Annotated in this window: 11 protein-coding genes; 6 read left to right on the top strand and 5 right to left on the bottom strand. The window is 68.1% G+C overall.

Going from position 1 to position 12917, the window contains the following annotated elements; all coding sequences use genetic code 11:
• Positions 1–11: 11 nt before the first annotated feature.
• Entirely contained in the window at positions 12–1898 is a 1887-nt protein-coding gene (locus ACGFH6_RS28470; protein ID WP_393390559.1) for an ABC transporter ATP-binding protein, read from the bottom strand.
• A gap of 178 nt (positions 1899–2076) precedes the next feature.
• Here ACGFH6_RS28470 and ACGFH6_RS28465 point away from each other — a divergent pair, with 178 nt between their 5' ends.
• The 4 genes from ACGFH6_RS28465 to ACGFH6_RS28450 all read left to right on the top strand — a co-directional run bounded on the left by ACGFH6_RS28465 (position 2077) and on the right by ACGFH6_RS28450 (position 7442).
• The gene (locus ACGFH6_RS28465; RefSeq protein ID WP_393390000.1) at positions 2077–2847 is read left to right on the top strand and encodes a TetR/AcrR family transcriptional regulator; all 771 of its coding nucleotides are present in this window, start codon (positions 2077–2079) and stop codon (positions 2845–2847) included.
• A 41-nt stretch (positions 2848–2888) separates the two neighbouring features.
• Complete coding sequence (locus tag ACGFH6_RS28460; RefSeq protein WP_393389997.1) at positions 2889–3563, top strand: TetR/AcrR family transcriptional regulator; 675 nt, start codon at positions 2889–2891, stop codon at positions 3561–3563.
• Positions 3557–5290 carry an ABC transporter ATP-binding protein gene (locus ACGFH6_RS28455; RefSeq protein WP_393389995.1) on the top strand — a complete coding sequence of 578 codons (1734 nt, stop codon included), beginning with the start codon at positions 3557–3559 and terminating at the stop codon, positions 5288–5290. The genes ACGFH6_RS28460 and ACGFH6_RS28455 overlap by 7 nt, the downstream gene beginning before the upstream one ends.
• A gap of 76 nt (positions 5291–5366) precedes the next feature.
• Positions 5367–7442, top strand: a complete 2076-nt coding sequence (locus ACGFH6_RS28450; RefSeq protein ID WP_393389992.1) for an ABC transporter ATP-binding protein — start codon at positions 5367–5369, stop codon at positions 7440–7442.
• Positions 7443–7612: 170 nt separating this feature from the next.
• Here the strand turns inward: ACGFH6_RS28450 and ACGFH6_RS28445 are convergent, their stop codons facing one another.
• Positions 7613–8224, bottom strand: coding sequence for a CGNR zinc finger domain-containing protein (locus tag ACGFH6_RS28445; protein ID WP_393389990.1), 612 nt, complete (start codon positions 8222–8224; stop codon positions 7613–7615).
• A gap of 86 nt (positions 8225–8310) precedes the next feature.
• Here ACGFH6_RS28445 and ACGFH6_RS28440 point away from each other — a divergent pair, with 86 nt between their 5' ends.
• Positions 8311–9483, top strand: coding sequence for an MFS transporter (locus ACGFH6_RS28440; RefSeq protein WP_393389987.1), 1173 nt, complete (start codon positions 8311–8313; stop codon positions 9481–9483).
• Here ACGFH6_RS28440 and ACGFH6_RS28435 read toward each other — a convergent pair.
• Genes ACGFH6_RS28435 through ACGFH6_RS28425 form a run of 3 tightly spaced genes read right to left on the bottom strand, consistent with a single transcriptional unit; the run spans position 9461 to position 12380 of the window.
• Positions 9461–10273 carry an alpha/beta fold hydrolase gene (locus ACGFH6_RS28435; protein WP_393389984.1) on the bottom strand — a complete coding sequence of 271 codons (813 nt, stop codon included), beginning with the start codon at positions 10271–10273 and terminating at the stop codon, positions 9461–9463. The genes ACGFH6_RS28440 and ACGFH6_RS28435 overlap by 23 nt on opposite strands.
• A complete protein-coding gene (locus ACGFH6_RS28430) occupies positions 10270–11463 on the bottom strand; it encodes a M20 family metallopeptidase (protein WP_393389981.1) in 1194 nt (397 codons plus the stop codon). The genes ACGFH6_RS28435 and ACGFH6_RS28430 overlap by 4 nt, the downstream gene beginning before the upstream one ends.
• Positions 11460–12380: a 5'-3' exonuclease H3TH domain-containing protein gene (locus ACGFH6_RS28425; RefSeq protein ID WP_393390557.1), complete on the bottom strand. Its 921-nt coding sequence runs from the start codon at positions 12378–12380 to the stop codon at positions 11460–11462. The genes ACGFH6_RS28430 and ACGFH6_RS28425 overlap by 4 nt, the downstream gene beginning before the upstream one ends.
• A gap of 71 nt (positions 12381–12451) precedes the next feature.
• Between ACGFH6_RS28425 and ACGFH6_RS28420 the strand changes: the two genes are divergently transcribed.
• Entirely contained in the window at positions 12452–12892 is a 441-nt protein-coding gene (locus tag ACGFH6_RS28420; RefSeq protein ID WP_393389978.1) for an Lrp/AsnC family transcriptional regulator, read from the top strand.
• Positions 12893–12917 lie beyond the last annotated feature (25 nt).

Raw genomic sequence — 12917 nt, 5'->3', positions numbered from 1 at the left:
AGCAAACGACCTCAGACCGTGACGACCTCCACATCGGCCTGGCCACTGTCCGGCTGGTCGAACTGGGTCCGGTACAGCTCCTCGTACCGACCACCGGCAGCGAGCAGGTCCGAGTGGGTGCCACGCTCGATGATCCGGCCGGCCTCGATCACGAGGATCTGATCGGCAGCCCGGATGGTCGACAACCGGTGCGCGATCACAACCGCCGTGCGTCCGGCCAGGGCCTCGGTCAGTGCCGCCTGGACGGCCGCTTCGTTGGTCGAGTCCAGCGCCGCGGTGGCCTCGTCGAGGATCACGACCCGCGGTTGCGCGAGCAGCAGCCGAGCGATCGTGAGCCGCTGCCGCTCACCACCCGACAGCCGGTACCCGCGTTCACCGACGACCGTGTCCAGCTGATCCGGCAGCGATCTGATCAGCTCACCCAGCCGCGCCCGAGTCAGCGCATCCCACAGGTCGGCCTCCGAAGCTTCCGGCCGAGCGAGCAACAGGTTCTCGCGGATCGAGTCGTGGAACAGGTGACCGTCCTGCGTGACCATGCCGAGCGTGTCCCGCAGCGACTCCGCCGACACGTCCCGTACGTCGACCCCGGCGAGCTTCACCGCGCCCGAATCCACGTCGTACAGGCGGGGGATGAGCTGCGCGATGGTCGACTTCCCGGCGCCGGACGAGCCGACGAGCGCGACCATCTGCCCGGGCTCGGCACGGAAGGACACGTCGTGCAGCACCTCGACACCACCGCGGGTGTCGAGCTTGGCGACTTCTTCGAGCGAGGCCAGCGATACCTTGTCCGCGGACGGATACGCGAAGCCGACCTGCGCGAACTCGACCGCCACCGGCCCCTCGGGCACCCGGCCGGCATCCGGCTTGTCCTTGATCAGCGGCTCGAGATCCAGCACCTCGAAGACGCGCTCGAAGCTGACCAGCGCGGTCATCACCTCGAGCCGCGCACTCGCCAGCGCCGTGAGTGGTGAGTACAGCCGGGTGAGCAGCAAGGCCATCGAGACGACCGAACCCGCGTCGAGCTGGTCGCGCAGCGCGTAGAACCCGCCGAGTCCGTAGACGAGCGCCAGCGCGAGCGCCGACACCAGCGTCAGCGCGGTGACGAAGATCCACTGCACCATCGCGGTCCGCACGCCGATGTCACGCACCCGCCGCGCCCGGATCGCGAACTCCAGCGACTCCCGCTTCGGCCGGCCGAACAGCTTCACCAGGGTCGCGCCCGGCGCCGAGAAGCGCTCGGTCATCTGCGTGCTCATGGTGGCGTTGTAGTTCGCCGCCTCCCGCTCCAGCGCGGCCAGTTTGGTCCCGACCCGGCGGGCCGGTATTACGAAGATCGGCAGGAGGATCAGCGCGAGCAGAGTGATCTGCCACGACACCCCGATCATCACGACCAGCGTGAGCACCAGCATCACGAGGTTGCTGACGACGCCGGACAGCGTGTCGCTGAACGCGCGCTGCGCCCCGATCACGTCGTTGTTCAGCCGGGAGACCAGCGCTCCGGTCCGGGTCCGGGTGAAGAAGGCGATCGGCATCCGCTGGATGTGGTCGAACACCGCCGTCCGCAGATCCAGGATCAGTCCTTCACCGATCCGCGCCGACAGCCAGCGCGTCCACAGGCTGATCCCGGCCTCGGCGATCGCGATCACCGCGATCAGGAGGGACAGCTGCAGAACGACGCTGAACGCCTCCCCACCCACGATCGCGTTGACCACCTTCCCGGCCAGCACCGGTGTCGCGACCGCGAGCACGGCCGCGACGACGCTGAGCACGAGGAACGCGATCAGTTGCCGGCGGTGCGGGCGCGCGAAGGCGAGGATCCGCAGCAGTGTGGCCCGTGAGAACGGGCGTTTCTCGTCCTGGGCGTTCATCGCGTGGTACAGCGAGTTCCACGCGGTCATCTCCATGCTCACGGCTGTGCTCCGCTGGGATCGGTCGATCGGGAAGGTCGATGATTCAGGACAGCACCGACAGTTCTCGACCGTAGAACCTCGACAGTGCTTGAGGTCAATCAACTTTTAAACTGAGTACGCTGTACGAAGTGCGGTCGAGTGTAGCCAATCCGGAGGAATTGCGCACATGAATCAGGCGTACAGCGGCAGCGGCGACCCGGCGCGGAGCCTGGAGCTGCTCTGGCGCCGGCGGCCGCAGCCGACCCGCGGGCCGAAGCCGGCGCTCACGGTGGAGGGGATCGTCGAGGCCGCTGTGCGCATCGCCGACGCCGAGGGGATCGGTGCGATGTCGATGCGCCGCGTCGCCGACGAGCTCGGTGCCGGCGCGATGACGCTGTACCGCTACTTCCCGGGCAAGGGCGAGTTGCTCGACGTCATGCTCGACACCGTGTACGGCGAACTGCCGCGACGTGAGGTGGACGGGGACTGGCGAGCCCGGCTCGACGAAGTGGCCCGGGAGAACCGCGAGCTGTACCTGCGCCACCCGTGGATGCTCCAGATCGCGGTCAGTCGCCCACCGCTCGGTCCGCACGTGATGGCGAAGTACGAGTACGAACTCGAGGCGGTCGAGGGCATCGGCCTGACCGACGTCGAGATGGACGCCACTGTGGCTCTGGTGAACGGGTACGTCCACGGCGCCGTACGGACCGACGTCGAGGCGCGGCAGGTGATCCAGCGGTCTGGAATGACCGACAAGGAGTGGTGGCTGGCGCACGTGCCGCACCTGGACAAGATCGCCGACGCCCAGCGGTTCCCGCTCGCGACCCGGGTGGGGACGACGGTCGGGAATGAGTTCGACGCACCGTACGACTCCGATCATGCGTTCGAATACGGTCTTGCGAGGCTCCTGGACGGCGTGTCCGCGCTGGTGGAGAACCGGTCTGGCCCGAAAGGGTGAAAACAGTTGTGAGTGAGTACTCACTCAGTTAACCTCGACGCGTGACACCACGAGCCACACCACTGCCACCCGAGGAACGGCGCGCCGCCATCGTCCGGGCCGCGCTGCCGTTGCTGGAGGAGTTCGGCGCCGAGGTGAGCACCAAGCAGATCGCCGAAGCGGCCGGGATCGCCGAGGGGACGATCTTCCGGGCCTTCGGCAGCAAGGACGCGCTGATCGACGCCGTGATGGCGACCGCGTTCGACACCAGTGACCTGATCACGGCACTGGAGAACGTCGACCGCTCGCTGCCACTTCGGGAGCGCACCATCGCCGCCGTCGAGGTCGGTCAGAAACGCCTGCGCAGCGTCTTCAAGCTCATGTTCACCCTGCGGATGCGCCGGCCACCCGACTTCAAGTCCATGCCGATGGACGAGGCCCACCGCAAGCGCCAGTCCGACCTGGCCAACGCCGCGTTCGCCGACCTGCTCCGCCCGGATCAGGACCAGTTGCGCTTCCCGCCCGAAGAGGTGGTCCGCCGGATCGGGCTGATCACCTTCTCCGCCACCCACCCAATGATTTCCGGTGGCGTCGTACTGACCGCCGAGGAGATCGTCGACTTCGCGTTCGACGGTGTCCGCTGGCACGACTCCGGTCAGCATGCCGCCCCCGAGGGCACCGCCGAGTACGCACTCGACGGTGCCCGCCATCACGACTCTGGGGATGATCGATGCTAGTTCGACTCTTGCGTACGCACCTGCGTCCGTACGTGGGAAACCTGTCCATAGTGGTCGTCCTGCAACTGATCGGGACGATCGCCTCTCTCTACCTGCCCAGCCTGAACGCCGACATCATCGACAACGGCGTGGCCAAGGGTGACACCGGCTACATCATGGACACCGGCGGCTGGATGCTGGCTGTCAGCCTGGTCCAGATCACCTGCACGATCATCGCGGTGTACTTCGGTGCGAAGACCGCCGCGCTGTTCGGCCGGGACGTCCGCGCCGCGGTGTTCCACCGGGTCGGCGAGTTCTCCGCGCGGGAGGTCAACCAGTTCGGTGCACCGACGCTGATCTCGCGCAGTACGAACGACGTCACCCAGATCCAGATGCTGGTGGTCACCACCTGCACGATGCTGGTCGCCGCACCGATCACGATGATCGGCGGCGTGATCATGGCGGTCCGCGAGGACGTCGGCCTGTCCTGGCTGGTGGCCGTCGCCGTACCGCTGCTGGCGATCTGCATCGGCTTCATCGCGAGCCGGATGGTCCCGCAGTTCCGGAAGATGCAGAAGAACATCGACGGGGTGAACCGGGTGCTGCGCGAGCAGATCTCCGGCATCCGGGTGGTCCGCGCGTTCGTTCGCGAGCCGCACGAGGTCGAGCGCTTCGGCGAGGCGAACCAGAACCTGACCAACACGGCCATCCGGGCCGGCCGGTTGATGGCGCTGGTGTTCCCGACGGTGATGCTGATCCTGAACGTGTCGAGTATCGCGGTGCTGTGGTTCGGCGCCTCCCGGGTCGAGAGCGGGACGATGGAGGTCGGTGCGCTGACCGCCTTCCTGAGCTATCTGATCCAGATCCTGTTCTCGGTGATGATGGGCGTGTTCGTGATGATCATGGTGCCGCGCGCCGCGGTCTGCGCGGACCGGATCTCCGAGGTCCTCGACACCGAGTCCTCGGTCCGGCCGCCGGTCACCGCGATCAAGTCGTTCACCGGTCGCGGTCAGTTGGTCTTCGAGAACGCGTCGTTCCAGTACCCGGGGGCGGCCGAGCCGGTACTGCGCAACATCGACCTCGTCGCGTCGCCGGGGCAGACCACCGCGATCATCGGCAGCACGGGTGCGGGCAAGACGACGCTGCTCTCGCTGGTGCCGCGGTTGTTCGATGCCACCGACGGGCGGGTGCTCGTCGACGGGATCGACGTACGCGACATCGAGCCGGAGGCGCTCTGGGAGCGGATCGGCCTGGTGCCACAACGGCCGTACCTGTTCTCCGGGACGGTCGCCAGCAACCTGCGCTACGGCAACCCGGAGGCGACCGACGAGGACCTCTGGCACGCGCTGGAGATTGCCCAGGGCAAGGACTTCGTCGAGGCGATGCCGGAAGGGCTGGAAGCACCGATCGCCCAGGGCGGCACGAACGTGTCCGGCGGTCAGCGGCAGCGGCTCGCGATCGCGCGGGCACTGGTCCGCAAGCCGGAGATCTACCTGTTCGACGACTCGTTCTCCGCGCTGGACCTGTCCACCGACGCCCGGCTGCGGGCGGCGCTACGGCCGATCACGGCGGAAGCGTGTGTGGTGATCGTGGCGCAACGCGTGTCCACGATCGTCGACGCCGACCAGATCGTGGTGATCGAGGACGGCGCGATCGTCGGCAAGGGCAGACATGACGAGTTGCTCGACACCTGTCCGACGTACGTCGAGATCGTCGAGTCCCAGCGATCCGCGGAGGAGGCAGCGTGAAGGAGCGAAGCGAGTTCACCATCGAACACAGCGAGCGGTGTCGCTCATGCGCGCCCGCAGCGAAGCGAGGACGTGCATGAGCGAGGAGAACAAGACTCCGCCCTCTCCGAACGGACAGGGGCCGGCGGGTACGGCGCCGGCCGGTGGTACGGCGACGGTGAAGGCGACAGAGCGGCCGACGACGGGCCGGGCGTTCGGGCCTCCGGGTGGTATCCCGGGGGACAAGTCGATGAACTTCGGTCCGTCGGCGAAGCGGCTGCTCGGGCGGTTGCGGCCGCATCGGCTCCAGGTGACTGGTGTCGTCGCCCTGGCGGTCTGCAGCGTCACGCTGTCGGTGCTCGGGCCGAAGATCCTCGGCCGCGCGACCGACATCATCTTCTCCGGGGCCATCGGCAAGCAGTTTCCGCGTGGCCTGACCAAGGACCAGGTGATCGAGCAGACCCGGGCCTCGGGCAACGGCCGGCTGGCCGACCTGCTCGGTGGGATCGACCTGATCCCGGGCGTCGGCATCGACTTCGATGCCCTGCGCAACGTCCTGCTGATGGTGCTCGGCCTGTACGTCGGGGCGTTCTTCCTGTCCTGGATGCAGGGCTACATCCTGAACGGCGTGGTCCAGCGGACCATCCTCGCGCTGCGGTCCGACGTCGAGGGCAAGCTGAACCGGCTGCCGCTGAGCTACTTCGACGGCGCACCACGCGGCGAGCTGCTCAGCCGGGTGACGAACGACATCGACAACATCTCGACCAGCCTGCAGCAGACGCTCAGTCAGCTGCTCACCTCGCTGCTGACGGTGATCGGCGTGGTCACGATGATGTTCGTGGTCTCGCCGCTGCTGGCCCTGATCGCGCTCGTCACGATCCCGATCTCGATGGTCCTGACCGCGGTGATCGCCAAGCGGTCGCAGGTCCGGTTCGTCGCCCAGTGGCGTCATACCGGCGCGTTGAACGGCCAGATCGAGGAAGCGTTCACCGGGCACGAGCTGGTGAAGGTGTTCGGCCGGCAGAAGGAGATCGAGGAGAGCTTCGCGAAGAAGAACGAGGAGCTGTACCAGGCCGCGTTCGGGGCGCAGTTCATCTCCGGTCTGATCATGCCGGTGATGATGTTCATCGGGAACGTCAACTACGTGGTCATCGCGGTGATCGGCGGTCTGCGCGTCGCCTCCGGCACGATGTCACTGGGCGACGTCCAGGCGTTCATCCAGTACTCGCGCCAGTTCACCCAGCCGCTGACCCAGGTGGCCTCGATGGCCAACCTGCTGCAGTCCGGGGTGGCCTCGGCCGAGCGGGTCTTCGAGGTCCTGGACGCCGACGAGCAGGTGCCGGACGACGCGACTCCGGAGAAGGTCACCGACTCCCGCGGCCGGGTCGAGTTCGAGCACGTGTCGTTCTCGTACGACCCGGACAAGCCGCTGATCACCGACCTGAGCCTGGTCGCCGAGCCCGGCCAGACGGTCGCGATCGTCGGTCCGACGGGTGCGGGCAAGACCACACTGGTCAACCTGATCATGCGGTTCTACGAGCTGAACGGCGGGCGGATCACGCTCGACGGTGTCGACATCACCGAGCTGACCCGGCACGACCTGCGGTCGCGGATCGGGATGGTGCTGCAGGACACCTGGCTGTTCGGCGGCACGATCCGGGACAACATCCTCTACGGCAACCTCGAGGCCACCGAGGAGGACATGCTGGCCGCGGCCAAGGCGACGTACGTCGACCGGTTCGTGCACAGCCTGCCCGACGGGTACGACACGGTGATCGACGAGGAGGGCAGCAATGTCAGTGCCGGTGAGAAGCAACTGCTGACCATCGCGCGGGCGTTCCTGGCCGATCCGCAACTGCTGATCCTGGACGAGGCGACCAGCTCGGTCGACACCCGCACCGAGGTCCTGGTGCAGCGGGCGATGGCCGCCCTCCGCTCCGACCGCACCAGCTTCGTGATCGCCCACCGCCTCTCCACGATCCGCGACGCGGACCTGATCCTCGTCATGGAGGAGGGCGCGATCGTCGAACAAGGCAACCACCAGGAGTTGCTCGCGGCCGACGGCGCCTACGCTCGCCTCTACAACGCCCAGTTCAGCGGTGCGGTAGTAGACATCGACGAGGAAGCCGCAGCCATCGGAGCCCCAGTAGGAGCCCCGGCAGTACGCCGCTAACGCGGGGGGACGCCTGCCCAGGCGTCCCCCTCCGAGGCAACTGTGCAGATCGACAGGAGGTATGCGGCCGGGCTCGCATCGATACGGGTGGGTCAGGCGAGAGATGAGGCTGCCGGGTGGGCCTTGAGCCGACTACCTCCTGTCGAAATGCACACGCTCCGGCCAGAACTTCAGGCTGAGTGGGACTGGGTGCGTCGAGCGTAGGCGCGGGCCGCGCGGACTCGGTCGCCGCAGCGGGTGGAGCACCAGTGGCGGCGGCCGTGGCGGAGCAGGTAGCGGTTGCAAGGCGGGGAGTCACAGGCAGCGAGGGAGTCAGCGTCGGCGCCGGTGAGGAGGTCGGCGGCGCTGGCGGCGATCGTGGCCAGGGCGCGGTCCAGGATCTCGTTCGGCGGGCAGATCGCGGCGCGGTAGGGACCGTTCTGCTCGTCCCAGAGCAGCAGTGACGCTGTCGGGACGCGGGTCAGGGCATCGTTGACGGCGGACAGGGCCGACGGCAGCGCGGGAAGCCCGTCGACCCGGGCCGCGAACAGCGCGCGCACATGTTCGCGCATTGCGCGTAGCTGCGTCGCGCACATCTCCTGAACGCCGGCGTCGTCGGTCGCGAGCGCGTGGCCGGTGAGCCATTGGTTCGCCGCCTCCGGCGTACCGAGGAGGTCGACGTACTGACCGCCGGGCAGCGCGATCGCGGTGTTGACGAAGTCGAGGGCCAGGTAGTCCTCGGCGCCTGGGGCAGGCGGCAGCGGGGCGGTTGGTGCCAGCTCCGCGATCGACGGCTCACTCATGGGATCTCATGGTACAGGTTGCCAATATCCGTGAGAGCAGCCTACGGTTTCTCACGGATAAAGCCTAATGTATTCGTGAGGAGATCATGAGAGGCACACTGCTGGCATTGATGGTCTGCGTCTTCGGCGTCACCACCGGCGAGTTCGTGCTCGCCGGGATATTGCCCGCGGTCGCCGGCGATCTGGAGGTCTCGATCCCCGCGGCCGGGCTGCTGGTCACGGCGTACGCGCTCGGCATGATCGTCGGCGGACCGTTGCTGACAGCAATCACCGCCGGCCGTCCACGCAAGCGACTGGTGCTGGCTTTGCTCGTCGTCGCGGTGGCCGGCAACCTGCTGTCGGCTCTTGCGCCCGGGTACGAGGTCCTGTTCGCGGCGCGGGTCGTGACTGCGCTGGTGACGTCGACGTTCTTCGCGAACGCGATCGTCATCGTGATTTCGGCCGCGCCCGCGGGCAAGCAGGCGGCGACCGTCGCGAAGCTTGTCTTCGGCATGAATCTGGCCATGATCCTCGGCGCGCCGCTCGGCACCTGGATCGGCGAGGCGTTCGGTTGGCGCGCGACGTTCGGCGCGATCACCGCCTGCTGTGCCGTCGGGCTGCTCCTGGTCGCCCGCTTCGTGCCAGGCGACCAGACCGGCACGCGGAACCGCGCGCTGGGAGAGTTCGCCGTCTTCCGCGATCGCGACGTGCTGCTCGCGATCACCACCACCGCGGTCGCGAACATCGGTCTGCTCATGGTGTTCACGTATCTCGCGCCGTTGCTGACCGGACCTGGCTCGTTCGCCGCAAGCGCGGTCGCTCCGATGCTGCTGATCTACGGTGTCGGAGCAACCATCGGCAACCTGCTCGGCGGCCGGCTGGCGGACCGGGCGTTGTTGCCTTCCCAGCTCAGCGCCCTGAGTGTGCTCGTCGTCCTGCTGATCGCGCTGCGGGTCAGTCCGACGCCGGTGATCACCGGCTTGCTGGTGTTCGCTGCCGGGGCCGTCGGCTTCTCCATGATCCCGGGCATGCAGAGCCGCGTCCTGAGCACGGCCGCGGCTGCCCCGACCTTGGCGATCGCCGTCAACGCCTCGGCGTACCAACTCGCCGCCGCGTTTGCCGGATGGTTCGGCGGCCGCATCATCGCCGGCCCCGGGCTCCCCGCGATCTACCTGGCCGCCGCCGTCACCACGGTGCTCGGGATCGGGCTCACCGCACTCGCGGTGCGCCGCGACCGAGTCGGTCCGGGCGAACTCGTCAGCCGGACAGACAACGCGTGAGGTACTCCCGGAACTCGCCGGGCGCGGAGAACATCGGCATGTGATCCGCGCCCGGCACCACCTCGAGCTCGGCGTTCGGGGCATCGTCGGCCAGGCGTCGGGCCCAGAGTTGGGTCCCTTGGAAGTCGCGATCGCCGACGAGCACGGACAACGGCGTCTTGAGCTCGGCGAACCGCGTCTTGATCGGGGGATCGAGCTCCTCGCCGTGATGGACGGGCATCGTCAGCACGCGGGAGTTGGCGATCGCCAGGCCGATCAGCAGGCGGCGGTCGGCGTCGTTCACCATCGGGCACCAGCCGCCGACGTCGTACGCCGCGGCAGCCGGGATGCCGTCAGCGGCCAGGATCTCCTCGAGACGGGTGAAGTGTGCCCGCATCACCACGCGAGCCGCCGCCTCCGCCGGGCTCGCGTCCGGAAACTCCCCGAACGATCCGGCCACCGCGCACACCCGGCGGACCCGGTCGGGATACCGGTGCGCGAACCCCAACGCCCGCCGGGCACCATCCGAGGAGCCGACCAGCACCGCCCGCTCGACGCCCGCCGCATCCAGGACCGCTGCCAGGTCGTCGATCTCGCTGTACGCCGCGTACGACGGTGACGAGAGCCCGTTGTCCCGATAGTCCCAGGTCGTGACTCGCGCCGTCTGCGACAGCCACGCCACCGTCGAGTCCCACATCCGGACGTCGGCCAGACCGCCGTTCAGCAGCACGACATCCGGGCCTTGGCCGTGCTGCTCGTAGTAGAGGTAGCCGTCGGGCACCTCCACGAAGTTCCTCGTCGGGTTGATCATCGGGCCAGGCGGCGTACGGCGAGCTCGGCCAGCAAGGCGGCTCCGTCGGGGAGGACCGAGTCGTCGAAGTCGGCCAGCGGGGAGTGGTTGTCGGCGGCCGCATCGGGGTCGGCGGACCGGCAGGCGCTGAGGTTGAGGTAGACGCCGGGCACCTCGTTGAGGACGTAGGACATGTCCTCGGCGCCACACCGCGGATTGGCGCGTTCGCGGAAGCGGTCGGGGCCGAAGACATCGACGATGACGTCGCGGGCGAACTGGTACTCCTCGACGTTGTTGACTGTCACCGGGTAGCCGATCCTGTACTCGGCCTTGGCGACGAGCCCGTGCGCGCCGGCCATCGCCTCGACCAGTTGGATCGACGCCTGCTGCACCTTCGCCCGGGCTTCTTCGGAGAACGTCCGGACGGTCGCGTCGAAGAACGCGTCGTCCGGGATGATGTTCTCCTTCGTGCCGCCGGCGATCCGTCCGACCGTGAGCACGACCGGGTCGAACACATCGAACTGACGCGTGATCATCGTCTGCAGAGCGGTCACGATCTCGCAGAGCACCGGGATCGGGTCCTTGCCGCGGTACGGCGTCGACCCGTGCGTTCCCGCACCCACGACGCGGACGCTCAGTTGGTCGGCCGCCGCCATGAACGAGCCGGGTTTGCTGCTCCACATCCCCAGGGGCTGGCTGGCAGAGCCGACGTGCAGGCCGTACGCCGCGTCCGCGCGCCGCCCGGCGGCGTCGAGAACACCTTCGCGGATCATGATCGGCGCACCGCCGGTAGTCTCCTCTCCCGGCTGGAACATGAACACCACGTCGCCGGCGAGCTCGGCCCGCATCGCCGACAGGATCTTCGCGGCGCCGACCAACCCGGCGACGTGGAGATCGTGGCCGCAGGCATGCATCATCCCGGGATGCTGGGACACGTACGGGACGTCGACCCGCTCGGTCACCGGCAGCGCGTCCATGTCGCCGCGGAGCAGGACGACCGGACCGGGACCGCCTCCGCCGCGCAGTACGGCGGTCACCGAGGACAGCTCCTTGCCGAGCGTGATCTCCAGCGGCAGGCCGGCGAGCGCGTCGAGGATCAGTTGCTGGGTCTTCGGCAGTTCGAGGTCGTACTCCGGCACCTGGTGCAGCGCCCGGCGGAGGGCGACGATCTCGTCGCGGAACTGCTCCGCCAGTTCGACAGTCCGGGTCATGCCTTCGGTCCCAGGTTCAGTGCGTTCATGACCCGCTGGGCGCTGCCGCCCAGCTCGAGCAGCTCCACCAGGTCGAGCCATCGTTCTGGGTCCTTCACCTCGCTCGGGATGGTTGCGTCGAACGTGCCGACCGGCGCGTCCTTGGCCACCGCGACCACCTTCGGCGCGACGTCGAGGTAGTCGCTCGCCTCGAGGATCTTGCGCTTCACCGACGCCGACATCGGCGTACTCGGATCCGCGGCCGCGGCCCGGATCGCGTCCAGATCGCCGTACGCCGTGACCAGGGAGGCTGCTGTCTTCTCGCCGATGCCCTTGACGCCGGGCAGACCGTCGGAGGCGTCACCGCGGAGCGTCGCGAAGTCGGCGTACCGGTTCGCGGGGACGTCGTACTTGGCGAGCAGTGCTTTCTCGTCGTACACGTCGGCCCGGCCGACTCCGCGCGCGGCGGTGTAGACGATCCGGATGCCACGGCTGTCGTCGATCAGCTGGAACAGGTCGCGGTCGCCGGTGACGACGTCGACCGGCATTTTCGCCTGGTGCGAGAGCGTGCCGATGACGTCGTCGGCCTCGTGGTCGGCCGCGCCGACGATGGCGATGCCGAGAGCCTCCAGACAGGCGCGGATGTACGGCACCTGGACCTCGAGCCGGTCCGGCACGTCCTCGACCTGCTCACCCTTCGGCGTCACGAACTCGACCCGCTGCGCCTTGTACGACGGGATCAGCGCGACTCGCCAGGACGGCCGCCAGTTGTCGTCCCAGCACGCCACCAGGTGGGTCGGCCGGTGGTTCTCGGCCAGCCGCGCGATGAAGTCGAGCAGCCCACGGACCGCGTTCGTCGGCGTACCGTCGGCAGCCTTCATCGTGTCCGGTACGCCGAAGAAGGCGCGAAAGTACAGCGACGCGGTATCGAGCAGCATCAGCCGCTGGGGTGTCTCAGCCATGGGGCGATGCTTTCATGCCGGGGCGTCACGGCAGTAGGGTCTCCAGGATGGAGGACCTGGACCGCAAGATCGTCGGGCTGCTTGCCAGCGACGGCAGGATGAGCTTCACCGATCTCGGCAAGGCGACCGGCCTGTCCACGTCGGCGGTGCACCAGCGGGTCAAGCGGCTCGAGCAACGCGGCATCATCCAGGGGTACGCCGCTACCGTCGACCACACCGCGCTCGACCTGCCGCTGACCGCGCTGATCTCGATCCGCCCGATCGACCCGTCCCAGCCCGACGACTCACCCGAGCGTCTCCGCGACGTCCGCGAGATCGAGTCCTGCTACTCCGTCGCCGGCGACTCCAGCTACATCCTCGTTGTCCGGGTCGCCTCCCCGGTCGCCCTCGAAAACCTCCTGGCCACCATCCGGGCCCGAGCCAACGTCTCCACCACGACCACCATCGTCCTCAGCACCCCCTACGAACGCCGCCCCCCAGCTCTCTGAATCTTTAGCAGCGGCCTCGGTGGTG

The organism is Kribbella sp. NPDC049227, from assembly GCF_043197265.1.
In the GTDB taxonomy this organism is placed as follows: domain Bacteria; phylum Actinomycetota; class Actinomycetes; order Propionibacteriales; family Kribbellaceae; genus Kribbella.
Note: the sequence above shows the minus strand (reverse complement) of the source record. Positions and strands in the feature narration are given on the sequence as shown.

Bases quoted from the DNA above. Each gene is read 5' to 3' on its own strand.
- ACGFH6_RS28430 (WP_393389981.1), bottom strand. From the start codon at position 11,463: ATGACCCGGACTGTCGAACTGGCGGAGCAGTTCCGCGACGAGATCGTC.
- ACGFH6_RS28445 (WP_393389990.1), bottom strand. From the start codon at position 8,224: ATGAGTGAGCCGTCGATCGCGGAGCTGGCACCAACCGCCCCGCTGCCG.
- ACGFH6_RS28455 (WP_393389995.1), top strand. From the start codon at position 3,557: ATGCTAGTTCGACTCTTGCGTACGCACCTGCGTCCGTACGTGGGAAAC.
- ACGFH6_RS28470 (WP_393390559.1), bottom strand. From the start codon at position 1,898: ATGACCGCGTGGAACTCGCTGTACCACGCGATGAACGCCCAGGACGAG.
- ACGFH6_RS28425 (WP_393390557.1), bottom strand. From the start codon at position 12,380: ATGCTGCTCGATACCGCGTCGCTGTACTTTCGCGCCTTCTTCGGCGTA.
- ACGFH6_RS28440 (WP_393389987.1), top strand. From the start codon at position 8,311: ATGAGAGGCACACTGCTGGCATTGATGGTCTGCGTCTTCGGCGTCACC.
- ACGFH6_RS28420 (WP_393389978.1), top strand. From the start codon at position 12,452: ATGGAGGACCTGGACCGCAAGATCGTCGGGCTGCTTGCCAGCGACGGC.
- ACGFH6_RS28450 (WP_393389992.1), top strand. From the start codon at position 5,367: ATGAGCGAGGAGAACAAGACTCCGCCCTCTCCGAACGGACAGGGGCCG.
- ACGFH6_RS28465 (WP_393390000.1), top strand. From the start codon at position 2,077: ATGAATCAGGCGTACAGCGGCAGCGGCGACCCGGCGCGGAGCCTGGAG.
- ACGFH6_RS28435 (WP_393389984.1), bottom strand. From the start codon at position 10,273: ATGATCAACCCGACGAGGAACTTCGTGGAGGTGCCCGACGGCTACCTC.